Source organism: Enterobacter sp. WP_7_1, assembly GCF_003688535.1.
In the GTDB taxonomy this organism is placed as follows: Bacteria; Pseudomonadota; Gammaproteobacteria; order Enterobacterales; family Enterobacteriaceae; genus Enterobacter; species Enterobacter asburiae.
Window position 1 is genome coordinate 1071696 of record NZ_REFK01000001.1, and the last position, 11963, is coordinate 1083658.

The window sequence follows — 11963 nt, forward strand, 5'->3', positions numbered from 1 at the left end:
AAAAAAAAGCCGCTAATCTGCATTAGCGGCTCGTCGTTTCTCAATAATCTTACGCGGTAGCGGTTTTGGTTGCTTCAGCCGTCTTGTCGTCGTCCTGAGTCATACGGTTCAGTTTCGGCGCGGTCAGCAGCATCAGAACGGCAATAACCGCAGTCGCGATACCAATCTGCATGAACACAGTGCCGTACACGTTCAGGGAAAGCAGTGGGTCAGTCACGTTTTCCGGAACCGCCATCAGGTTAGCAATCTTACCTGCGATGATTGCCGCACCCGCAGTGGTCAGGAACCAGCTACCCATGATGAAGCCCATCAGACGCTGTGGCACCAGCTGTGCAACCATCGCCAGGCCCAGACCGGAGATCATCAGTTCGCCGATAGACTGCAGCGCGTAGCTCAGGATCAGCCAGTTAACGGACACGATACCGGCGTCGGTGGCAAATTTGGTACCCAGCGGCAGCACCAGGAAGGCGCAAGAACACAGCACCATGCCCACGGCGAACTTGTGCGGCATTGGCAGACGGTCGCCCATCTTGTTATAGATAGCGGCCAGAATCGGGGAACCAATCATGATCCAGAACGGGTTAAGTGCCTGGAACTGCTCAGGTTCGAACGCGATACCGAGGATTGAATGCTCAACGTTACGGATAGCGAAGAAGTTCAGGGAAGTTGGCATCTGGCTGTACAGCACGAAGAAGATAATCGCTTCCAGCATCAGAATGAACGCCACAATCATCTTACGACGGGCAGCGCCCTGCATGGCGAAGGCTTCTTTCGCAAAGATGACCACGATACCCAGCGCAACCACGCCCAGAACGGCACGGGCGATACCCTGGTTGTGCAGCAGCCAGGTGGCGATTGCCGCGAGGACAACAACGCCCACGATGGTAGCCAGCAGTTTGCCCATATGCACAGGCTCGAAGTCAGGTTTTGAACCGTAGTCTTTAACCCAGCTGCGGCAGAACAGGAAGTTCACCACGGTGATCAGCATGCCCACGAAGCTCAGCGCAAACGCCACGCTCCAGCCGAACTTCGCCGCGAGCCATGGGGTTGCCAGCATCGAGAAGAACGAACCGATGTTGATGGACATGTAGTACATGGTAAATGCACCGTCCAGGCGCGGATCGTCTTTGTTGTAGCAGGTAGAAAGCAGGGAGGACGGGTTCGCTTTGAACAGACCGTTACCGACGGCAATCGTCGCCATACCCATATACACGACAGCGGCATCATGCCCTGACCATGCAACCAGACCATAGCCAATTGCCAGGACAATAGCGCCCAGCATGATGACGCGTTTAGTCCCGAGGACTTTATCACCCAGCCAGCCGCCAATAGCGACCAGACCGTACACCAGAGCACTGAAGGAAGAGAACAGCGTAATGGAATCGGCTTCGGACATACCCAGCTGTTTTACCAGGTAAACCGCCATGATCCCTTGCAGGCCGTAATAGCCAAAACGCTCCCATAACTCGATAGAGAAAATGAGATAGAACGCTTTAGGCTGTTTAAAAGCGTTAAGACTTACGCTTTCATCTGTTGGTTTATTGTTTGCAGTAGACACATATACCTCTTTTTTTACATCCCATATTAACGGGGGTGTTCATAGCGTGATGGCCGTAGTCCATACGCCTTATAGTTATATTGGGAGGAGAAACGGCGGGTAATGTTCACTATCCTGCCCCATCTGGCAATACGTTTGTAATAATCTGTTACATATATCTGAAGTGGTATAATCGTCGGTTCATATAAATGTTATTCAGCGTTAAATTTCATACGATGATTAAAGGTAGTTTTTTCGACTGGCAGCAACCCACTTTGACCGGCACTTGGCGATATGTTCTGCTATTTGCCGCTTAGCGCAGTGATATAGCCCATATTCTGAAAAATAGCTGGTCTTATCTTCGGTGATGGAGGGGGAGTATCTTGCCAGACAAAGGGTTTAGGCGGATTTTGACAACAAAAATTCAACATGAAGTTATCAGGGTGATCGCGATCACAGATGTATAGAAATTTTTGGCTATGAAAAAAGTATTAACCTGTTTGAGCGTTAAACAACCGAACAAGTGACAGGTTGGAGGAGGCGAAAGACGGACAAATAACGGCCAAAAGAAGGGCGCCTGGTAGCCCTTCTTTTGGTAAGGGATTGTGACGATCAGGAATACACTTTTTCTTTGTATTCGCAGAGATCTTCAATAATGCAGGATCCGCAGCGAGGCTTACGGGCAATGCAGGTATAGCGACCGTGCAGAATCAGCCAGTGATGGCAATCAACCTTAAATTCGGCCGGAACCACCTTTAACAGCTTCTCTTCGACCTGCTCAACATTTTTCCCCGGCGCGAAGTTAGTCCGGTTGGACACGCGGAAAATATGCGTATCCACGGCGATGGTCGGCCAGCCAAACGCGGTGTTGAGCACCACGTTCGCAGTCTTACGCCCCACGCCCGGTAAGGCTTCCAGCGCGGCGCGATCCTCCGGTACTTCACCCCCGTGCTGTTCCAGCAGGATCCGGCAGGTCTTAATGACATTTTCGGCTTTGCTGTTAAACAGGCCGATGGTTTTGATATAGGACTTCACGCCTTCCACGCCCAGTTCCAGCATGGCTTTCGGCGTATTGGCGACCGGATAGAGCAGGGCAGTGGCTTTATTGACGCTCACATCGGTCGCCTGCGCAGAGAGCAACACGGCGATCAGCAGCTCAAACGGGGAGGTAAAATTCAGCTCCGTCGTCGGATGCGGATTCTCGTCCCGCAGACGGGTCAGGATCGCAATGCGCTTTTCTTTATTCATGAAGCCTTCTCGGGTGTCCCTTCAAGAACGCTACGCTCAGCCGCGCGGCGCTTACGTTTCTCATCAATCAGGTATTTTATCGCCAGCATCATGCCAAGGCCAATAAACGCGCCAGGGGGCAGCATTGCCAGCAGGAATGGCGTATCGGTGTGGAACACTTCAACGCGCAGCGCTTTGGCCCAGCCGCCCAGCAGCGCATCTGCGCCGTCAAACAGCGTACCGTTACCGAGGATCTCGCGCAGCGAGCCCAGCACGAACATGGCGCAGGTGGCGCCCATTCCAATGGAAAAACCATCCAGCGCCGACATGGCGGGGCTGTTTTTCACCGCGAACGCTTCCGCACGGCCAACGACGATACAGTTGGTGACGATCAGGGGAATAAAGATCCCGAGCGACTGGTACAGTCCAAACGCGTAGGCGTTAATCAGCATCTGGACGATACTGACCACCGACGCAATGATCATGACGTAAATCGGAATACGAATTTCCGACGGCGTCCAGCGGCGCAGGGCGGAGATGGAGAAGTTGGTCAGGGTCAGCACCAGCGTGGTTGCCAGGCCCAGACCGAGCGCGTTGGTGGCGGTGGACGTTACCGCCAGCAGTGGACACATCCCCAGAAGCTGCACCAGAGCGGAGTTGTTCTTCCACAATCCCTGGACAATAACCTCTTTAACCTGGCTCATGATTACTCCTCACAGGCCGGAAGATTGTTGATTTGCGCGGGCAGCGTTTCGGCATACAGCCCGGCTCGTTTTACGGCGTTCACCACGGCGCGCGGCGTGATGGTCGCACCGGTGAACTGGTCGAACTCGCCGCCGTCTTTCTTCACCGCAAATGCGGTATCCCCTTCGCCATGGATAACTTTACCGGCGAAGTGCAAAATCCAGTCGCTCAGACGGGTTTCAATTTTATCGCCCAGGCCCGGCGTTTCATGATGCTGCGTCACGCGGGTACCCAGTATTGTGCCGGAGAAATCGCTGCCGACAAGCAGCTGAATGGCGCCGGAATAGCCGTCGGGCGCCGTCGCTTCCATCACCGCGCCTACCGGTTTATCCCCTTTGCGGGCAATAAAGAGGCGGTGCGGGCCTTTCCCAAGCTGCGGCGCGTCTACCACAAAGCAGCTCTTTTGCAGGTCATTATCGTAGAAATCTGACGGGATCACCTGATCGAACAGCGCCTTTTGCTGCTTTGAAGCCTGCTCTTCGATGGTCGTTTTGGTTAACGCATTCACCAGTGCCGTCAGCCCCGTCAGGACCGCGGCGAAGACAGCCAGCGTGACGCCGTGTTTTTGCATCGTTTTTAACATGGCGAAACCCTTAGCGATGGCCGTACACGCGCGGACGCGTGTAATAGTCGATGAGCGGAACGGTAATGTTGGCGAGCAGGACGGCAAACGCAACGCCGTCCGGGTAACCGCCAAAACTGCGGATCAGCCATACCAGCAGGCCCGCCAGCGCGCCGAAGATCAGGCGGCCGCGGTTAGTCGTTGACGCCGTGACCGGGTCCGTCAGGATAAAGAAGGCACCTAGCATGGTCGCACCGGAGAGCAAATGCATCTGCGGGCTGGCGAGTGATTCAGGAGAGAAGACCCATCCCAGCGTCGCGCAAACCGTCAGCGTCACGAGGAAGCTGGCCGGAATATGCCAGCGAATGGCTTTCTGCTGCAGCAGGAACAGGCCGCCCAGCAGATACGCCAGGTTGACCCACTGCCAGCCTGCACCCGCCAGCATGCCGCTGTAAATCGCGGATTTCATGATCTGCTCAACGCTGTGCCCGGCATGCAAGGACGTTTTAAAGGTATCGAGAGGCGTCGCCTGACTGATGCCGTCCACGCCCATGCGCAGCGCGTTCATATCAGCCCCGAGCGCCGTATGGCCGGTAAAGATCACGTGCAGGGCATCCATAAAGCCCGGAACCGTGGCGGCAATCTCGTGCGGCGGCAGCCAGCTGGTCATCTGCACCGGGAAGGAGATCAGCAGCACCACGTAGCCAATCATCGCCGGGTTAAACGGGTTATGGCCGAGCCCGCCGTACAGCTGTTTGGCAATGATCACGGCAAACACGGTACCAAGGACCACCATCCACCATGGGGCGAACGGCGGGATACTGATGGCCAGCAGCAGGCCGGTCAGCAGCGCGGAGTTGTCGGCAAGAATGCGGGAGACAGCCGCCTTGCGCAGCTTAAGCACAAGGGCTTCCGCCGCCAGTGCGCTGGCACAGCCCAGGATTATCTGGAACAGGGTTCCCCAGCCGAAAAACCAGCACTGAACGGCAATGCCCGGCAGCGCCGCCAGGCAGACCAGCATCATGATGCGCGATGTCTGGCGCTGATTGTGGGTGTAAGGGGAGCTTGCGATTCTGAAAACCATTTAATCCTCGTTAACTGCTTGCTGTGCGGCTTTCTTCGCCTGAACGCGCGCAATGGCGGCGGCGACGGCGGCCTTGCGCGGGTCATCGTTGGCGGCCTGCGGCTGCTCTTCCTGTTGCGCCGCCTTACGGGCTTTGGCGCGGGCAATCGCCGCTTCAACGGCGGCTTTGCGCGGGTCGACCGGTGGTGCTTCTGCTTCTGATGCTGCCTCTGGCGCCTGCTGCGCAGCCTTACGGGCTTTGGCCCGGGCAATCGCCGCTTCGACGGCGGCTTTACGCGGATCGACCGGTGGTGCTTCTGCTTCTGATACTGTCTCTGGCGCCTGCTGCGCAGCCTTACGGGCTTTGGCCCGGGCAATTGCCGCTTCGACGGCCGCTTTGCGCGGATCGACCGCATCCTGCTCGATGACCACGCTTTGCTCACCCGACTTGCGGGCTTTGGCGCGCGCAATCGCCGCTTCAACGGCCGCTTTACGCGGGTCGACCTCAGTATCTGCCTGAACCATTTGCGCTTTTTCCGCCTGACGCGCGCGAGCCGCAGCCTTTCGCGCTTCGCGGGCGGCAATCGCTTCGCTGTTATCCGGTTTTTCCCCGGCCTGGATCACCACCGTCTGGGCGGCATCGGCTTTTTTCTCGCGAACGCGAGCCAGTGCGGCGTTGATCGCGTCCTGATCTTTCCCGGCAGGCTGAACGGCGGCCTGCTTATGGCGTTCCTGACGGGCGATTTTTTCGCGCTCCAGTCGCGCCTGACGCGCTTCGAAACGTGTCTTGGCTTCCGCGGCGCGTTTTTCTTCCATGGAAATGGCATAAATCTCGGCCTTCTCCTGGCGGAAGTATTGCACCAGCGGAATGTTGCTTGGGCAGACCCAGGCGCAGGCACCGCATTCAATGCAGTCGGCCAGGTTATGGGATTTTGCCTTGTCGTGCAGCTGGCCTTTGCTGTACCAGTACAGCTGCTGCGGGAGGAGATCCGCTGGGCAGGCATCGGCACAGGCGCTGCAGCGGATGCAGCCTTTCTCTTCCTGTTCTTCACCCATTTCGGTTGGGGAAGGGGCGAGCAGACAGTTCGTGATTTTCACTACCGGAACGTCCAGCCACGGCAGCGTAAAGCCCATCAGCGGGCCGCCCATGATCACCATCTGGTCGCTGGCCGGGCAAAATTCAGCCTGTTCCAGCAGATGGCGCACCGGCGTACCCAGACGCGCCCAGACGTTGCCCGGACGGGAAACCGACTCGCCGGTCAGCGTCACCACGCGCTCGGTCAACGGCTCGCCGTCAATCACCGCGCGTTTCACCGCATAGGCGGTGCCGACGTTTTGCATCAGCACGCCGATATCCGAAGAGCGTCCGCCGTGCGGGACCTGCTTGCCGGTGAGAATTTGCGTCAGCTGCTTTGCGCCGCCAGAAGGGTACTTGGTCGGGATAACGCGCAGGCTAATATCGTGACTGCCCGCCAGCACCGCGCGCAGCATCGAGATGGCCTGCGGTTTATTGTCTTCGATACCGATCAGCACTTCCCGCGGCTGCAGAATGTGCGCCAGGATGCGGATGCCTTCCACCACCTGGGCGGCACAGTCCTGCATCAGACGATCGTCTGCGGTGATATACGGCTCGCACTCGGCGGCATTGATAATCAACGTCTGGATGTTATCGCCACCGCCGCGCAGCTTGACGCCGGTCGGGAAGCCCGCACCGCCCAGCCCGGCGACGCCGAACTGATGAATTCGCTCGATAAGCGCTTCGCGGCTGTGGGCGCGGTAATCGCTCCAGCCGTCACGGTCAATCCAGCGGTCTTCGCCGTCGGCTTCAATGATCACGCTCAGCTCCGACAGCGCGGATGGATGAGCCACCGTATGAGGAGCAATCGCCACCACTTTACCGGAGGTGGGGGCGTGCACCGGCAGCATGCGTCCACGGCCAAAGGTTAGCGGCTGACCGCGAAGAACCGTATCGCCTTCTTTCACGCACAGCTCGCCCTCAGCGCCAATATGCTGCTTGAGCGGCATGACGTAACGCGTCGCCAGCGGAATTTGACGCAGCGGCGTGCCGTTGGACTGGGTTTTCATTTCCGGTGGATGAATACCACCGTCAAAGTCCCAAATCTTCTCTTTTCTGAAAGCAGAAAATAACTTAAGCATGTTGTTCCACAGGAATGATGCGAACCGGAATGGTTTGAAGATCCCACTTCCAGCTTTCGGTAGTCGTTTCAACCGGGCGCAGCTCGATACATTGCGTCGGACAGGGGGCCACGCAGAGGTTACAGCCGGTGCACAGATCCGCCACAACGGTGTGCATGGCGCGGGTGGCGCCAACAATGGCGTCAACCGGGCAGGCCTGAATACATTTGGTACAGCCGATGCAGTTTGCTTCGTCGATCACGGCCAGGGCACGGACCGGCTCCTGCACCTCCGCATCGCCATCAACGGGCTGCGGATCGACGTTGAGCAGGGCCGCAATTTTCAGCATCACCGCTTCGCCGCCGGGGGCGCAGCGGTTAATTTTTTCACCCTGAATGCCTACCGCTTCAGCGTAGGGACGGCAGCCCGGGTAGCCGCACTGCCCGCACTGGCTTTGCGGCAAAAGCTCATCAATTTTTTCAACAACGGGATCGTCCTCTACCGCGAAACGGCGGGAGGCGTAACCCAGGATAAGGCCAAACACCAACCCCAGGACGCTGATAGAGGCGATGGCAATCCAGATAGCATTCATTACAACTTCACCAGACCACTAAAGCCCATAAAGGCCAGAGACATTAAACCCGCGGTCACCAGCGCAATCGCGTTACCGCGGAAGGGAGCAGGGATATCCGCTGCCGCCAGACGCTCGCGAATCGACGCGAACAGGACCATAACAAATGAGAAACCGACGGCGGCGGAAAAACCGTACAGCGCCGACTGCATGAAGTTATGGCCAAGGTTGATGTTCAGCAGCGCAACGCCGAGAACGGCGCAGTTGGTGGTGATCAGCGGCAGGAAGATACCCAGCAGGCGATAGAGGGCCGGGCTGGTTTTACGCACCACCATTTCAGTAAATTGCACAACAACCGCAATGACCAGAATAAAAGCCAGCGTACGAAGGTAGATTAACCCCAGCGGGATGAGGATCCAGGTATCAATCAACCACGCGCAGATGGACGCCATCGTCATGACGAAGGTCGTCGCCAGCCCCATGCCCATCGCCGTTTCCAGCTTTTTGGACACGCCCATAAACGGGCACAGGCCAAGGAACTTCACCAGAACGAAGTTGTTAACCAGCACGGTGCCGACAAAGAGCAGTAAGTAATCGGTCATTATTTAGCCTGAAATAAAAAAGCCGCCTATTATCGGACAAACCCACGCAGGCGACAACAGGTTATCTGTAAGGTTATTACGGGTTCACGAAGGTGTTTTTCACCCGCGTCGAACGCTTGAAATAGGGGACCAGAAGCGCGGCTGCCAGTAACGGGAAAAGCAGCTGACGAACGGCCAGAGCGTCTGATACGGGCGAAAAAGCAAACGCTTTCACCGCCAGCAGAACCGAAATCAGCAGCCAGATAATGTAGTGTTTAGGTACACTTTTGCGGCGCTTAAAGAAGGCAATGGTCAACCACAGGGTGTAGTACCACATTCCAATCGCGAAAACGAACGACACAAACCACATCGCAATATTCAGCACGCTTTGCGACATCAGGGTCTGGATGGCGTGAGGGGTAATCAGTGCGGTGGTATACAGCAGCAGCGCAAGTGATGCGCTTAATAAGGCAACCAGCAGCCATGCCAGTGGGGCGATTAACCAGCCTCCAATGCGATCTCCAGGCGTTGCGGTCATGAACTCTCCCATAATCTGCGCGAAATGTTGTAAAGCCAGTTTGCAGGGCGGAGAGTATATAACATTTCGCGCGGATGGCTACTTTCTTATAAAACGTAACGCCATACGGACTTAGGCACTTCACCCACGTTGAACAAACGACCTCCGGAAACCAGCTCCGCACGGCGATGGTCAGCGGCGCGATACATATTAATGATGTCCTGATTATCCGACAGGGTGTAGTTCAGATGGTCAAACAGTTTTTCCAGGCTCTCAAGCGAATTGATCTTGCGAAATTTTAATAAATAGTCCTGAACTGTCATATTAATAAGTTTCCATATAAAAGTGAGTAATACCAGTTAAGGTAATTCGTTCGAATAATAAACGGATTAATAAAGACGTAAACAGCCCACTCAGGTAACGCGACGAAATTAGGAGTTTTCTTTGCTGAAATTCAGGCATCAGACGATGCCTGGAAGAGAAGGTTAACCGTGTTCACCAGGGCTGGCAATAAGTAACTGACATATTATGTCACTCTTTATTGCAGTAACCGGTTACTTAGGTTGGGCGACTGTGACAGGCTCCGGCGGCTGGTAGTTATCGATGTGGCTGGCAACACCCAGCAAAATGACCGAAACCCCAAGGACAATCCATCCCGCTAATTCAATGATTCGATTAATAATTGACGTCATGATTCGTAGTTGTACTTTATCCATAAATACAGGTCGCAAATGTTACAGCGACGTTTCCCCGACGGCAAGCGCTTTGGGAACGGTTCCCTTAAACAAAATCAGTGGGTTAATACTATGTAACAAAAACAACCCGTACAACCTGCTATTTTAAGTCATATGGCACATTATTAATCTGTGGTAATGCCAGGCTAGCCAGTGTGAAATAAGAACGTCATAAAAGAGGACGGCACTATGAGTGATAATATCCGCGTTGGGCTTATCGGATACGGGTATGCAAGCAAAACGTTTCATGCGCCTCTGATAGCCGGAACGCCCGGGATGACCCTGGCTGCGGTATCCAGCAGCGATGCCGCTAAAGTCCATGCCGACTGGCCCTCCGTGCCGGTTGTCTCTGAGCCAAAACACCTTTTCAACGATCCGAATATTGATTTAATCGTTATCCCCACCCCGAACGACACCCACTTCCCACTGGCAAAGGCCGCGCTGGAGGCTGGTAAGCACGTGGTGGTCGATAAGCCTTTTACCGTCACGCTGTCTCAGGCTCGCGAGCTGGATGCGCTGGCAAAGAGTCTGGGCAGGCTGCTGTCGGTGTTTCATAACCGCCGCTGGGACAGCGACTTTCTGACGGTAAAAAGGCTTCTCAGTGAAGGCACGCTAGGGGAGATCCTCTTTTTTGAATCACACTTTGACCGCTTCCGTCCGCAGATACGAAACCGCTGGCGCGAGCAGGCCGGTCCGGGCAGCGGCATCTGGTACGATTTAGCCCCGCATCTGCTGGATCAGGCGGTCAATCTTTTTGGTCTGCCGGTGAGCATGACGGTCGATCTGGCCCAGCTCCGGCCCGGAGCGCAGACGACCGATTACTTCCACGCGGTGCTCAGCTACCCGCAGCGGCGGATTGTACTGCACGGCACGATGGTCGCGGCCGCGGAATCGGCCCGCTACATTATTCACGGCACGCGCGGAAGCTACGTGAAGTTTGGCCTCGATCCGCAGGAGGACCGGCTGAAAAGCGGTGAACGTTTGCCGCAGGAAGACTGGGGCTATGATATGCGCGACGGCGTGGTCACGCGGGTGGAAGGTGAGGAACTGGTAGAGGAGACCTTGCTGACGATCCCGGGCAACTATCCGGCCTATTATGCGGGCATCCGCGATGCGCTGAACGGCACGGGCGAAAATCCGGTTCCGGCCAGCCAGGCGATTCAGATCATGGAGCTGATTGAGCTGGGTATTGAATCTGCCAAACATCGCGCCACGCTCTGTCTGGCATAATTTTTTAATATTTTGTAGGCCGGGTAAGCGTCAGCGCCACCCGGCAACGGTGTTAACCGCGAGCCACTTTATCTTTAAGCGCCTGCTTCTCTTCGGGCGTCAGGAAGGCGATCTCCAGCCCGTTGATCTGCGCCTGACGGATCTGCTCGCGGCTCAGACCCGCCTGCGGTGCGGCGATGTTGTATTCGTGGATGATATCCACGCCCTGTACAGCCGGATCGTCAGTGTTCAGCGAGGCCAGCACGCCGTGCTCAAGGAACGTTTTCAGCGGATGCTGCGCCAGCGTTGCCACGGTGCTGGTCTGAATGTTAGACGTCAGGCACGACTCAATCCCGATACGCTGCTCCGCCAGGAAATCCATCAGTGCGCGATCTTCTACCGCCTTCACGCCGTGACCGATACGCTCGGCGCCAAGCTCGCGGATGGCCTGCCAGATGCTTTCCGGGCCAGCTGCTTCACCCGCATGCACGGTAATGTGCCAGCCGGCATCGCGCGCGCGGTTGAAGTGGGAGAGGAACAGACTGCCCGGGAAGCCCAGCTCGTCACCGGCGAGGTCGACGGCGGTGATGGCATCGCGATGGGCCAGCAGCGCTTCCAGCTCCTGCAGGCAGGCGGCTTCACCGAACGTACGGCTCATAATGCCAATCAGACGGGCCTGAACGTCGAAGGTTTTACATCCTTCGCGCACGCCTTCAATCACGGCTTCCACCACGCCTGCAACGGGCAGGCTGTGGGTCATCGCCATATAGCCCGGCGAGAAGCGCAGCTCGACGTAATGCAGGCCGTTACGGGCCGCATCTTCAATGTTCTCAAACGCCACGCGGCGGCAGGCATCCAGCGAGGCCAGCATCTTCACGCCCCAGTCGAGTTTGCTCAGGAAGCTGACCAGATCCGGTTCACTGGAGGTCACCTGTACGTGAGGGATCAGCGACTCAAGCGTCTGCGCAGGAAGCGATAAATTGAACTGGCGGCCAAGATCGAGGATGGTTTGGGCACGAATGTTACCGTCAAGGTGACGATGAATATCAGTTAAAGGCAGGCGTGTATCAATCATGGTCGCA

13 protein-coding genes are annotated in these 11963 nt (G+C 56.3%); 1 reads left to right on the top strand and 12 read right to left on the bottom strand.

Translation table 11 applies throughout. The annotated features are described in order from the left end of the window. Window positions 1-49: 49 nt before the first annotated feature. The 11 genes from dtpA to blr all read right to left on the bottom strand — a co-directional run bounded on the left by dtpA (window position 50) and on the right by blr (window position 9618). Window positions 50-1558, bottom strand: coding sequence for a dipeptide/tripeptide permease DtpA (gene dtpA, locus BJ885_RS05350; protein WP_032657721.1), 1509 nt, complete (start codon window positions 1556-1558; stop codon window positions 50-52). A gap of 591 nt (window positions 1559-2149) precedes the next feature. Then, on the bottom strand, window positions 2150-2785 hold the full coding sequence (nth, locus tag BJ885_RS05355) for an endonuclease III (RefSeq protein WP_042719087.1): 636 nt from the start codon (window positions 2783-2785) through the stop codon (window positions 2150-2152). Next, entirely contained in the window at window positions 2782-3468 is a 687-nt protein-coding gene (locus BJ885_RS05360; protein ID WP_121931341.1) for an electron transport complex subunit E, read from the bottom strand. The genes nth and BJ885_RS05360 overlap by 4 nt, the downstream gene beginning before the upstream one ends. Window positions 3469-3470: 2 nt before the next feature. Then, window positions 3471-4091, bottom strand: coding sequence for an electron transport complex subunit RsxG (gene rsxG / locus BJ885_RS05365; RefSeq protein WP_029740313.1), 621 nt, complete (start codon window positions 4089-4091; stop codon window positions 3471-3473). Window positions 4092-4101: 10 nt separating this feature from the next. Further along, window positions 4102-5154 carry an electron transport complex subunit RsxD gene (rsxD, locus tag BJ885_RS05370; protein ID WP_121931342.1) on the bottom strand — a complete coding sequence of 351 codons (1053 nt, stop codon included), beginning with the start codon at window positions 5152-5154 and terminating at the stop codon, window positions 4102-4104. Then, window positions 5155-7290 (bottom strand): electron transport complex subunit RsxC, encoded by a 2136-nt coding sequence (rsxC, locus tag BJ885_RS05375; protein ID WP_121931343.1) that lies wholly within the window; start codon window positions 7288-7290, stop codon window positions 5155-5157. After that, window positions 7283-7861, bottom strand: coding sequence for an electron transport complex subunit RsxB (rsxB, locus tag BJ885_RS05380; RefSeq protein WP_023311378.1), 579 nt, complete (start codon window positions 7859-7861; stop codon window positions 7283-7285). The genes rsxC and rsxB overlap by 8 nt, the downstream gene beginning before the upstream one ends. Continuing rightward, window positions 7861-8442, bottom strand: coding sequence for an electron transport complex subunit RsxA (rsxA, locus tag BJ885_RS05385; protein ID WP_014883581.1), 582 nt, complete (start codon window positions 8440-8442; stop codon window positions 7861-7863). Before rsxA ends, rsxB begins: the two co-directional genes overlap by 1 nt. A gap of 76 nt (window positions 8443-8518) precedes the next feature. Next, the gene (locus tag BJ885_RS05390; protein WP_029740310.1) at window positions 8519-8959 is read right to left on the bottom strand and encodes a DUF2569 domain-containing protein; all 441 of its coding nucleotides are present in this window, start codon (window positions 8957-8959) and stop codon (window positions 8519-8521) included. Window positions 8960-9045: 86 nt separating this feature from the next. Beyond that, a complete protein-coding gene (gene ydgT, locus BJ885_RS05395) occupies window positions 9046-9261 on the bottom strand; it encodes a transcription modulator YdgT (RefSeq protein ID WP_013096896.1) in 216 nt (71 codons plus the stop codon). Window positions 9262-9492: 231 nt separating this feature from the next. Beyond that, window positions 9493-9618, bottom strand: a complete 126-nt coding sequence (blr, locus tag BJ885_RS05400; RefSeq protein WP_168112406.1) for a division septum protein Blr — start codon at window positions 9616-9618, stop codon at window positions 9493-9495. 243 nt (window positions 9619-9861) lie between these two features. Here blr and BJ885_RS05405 point away from each other — a divergent pair, with 243 nt between their 5' ends. Further along, a complete protein-coding gene (locus BJ885_RS05405; protein WP_121931344.1) occupies window positions 9862-10902 on the top strand; it encodes an oxidoreductase in 1041 nt (346 codons plus the stop codon). Between the two features lie 52 nt (window positions 10903-10954). On the opposite strand, the gene add is transcribed toward BJ885_RS05405, so the two are convergent. Next, window positions 10955-11956, bottom strand: coding sequence for an adenosine deaminase (add, locus tag BJ885_RS05410; protein WP_029740308.1), 1002 nt, complete (start codon window positions 11954-11956; stop codon window positions 10955-10957). Window positions 11957-11963: the final 7 nt, after the last annotated feature.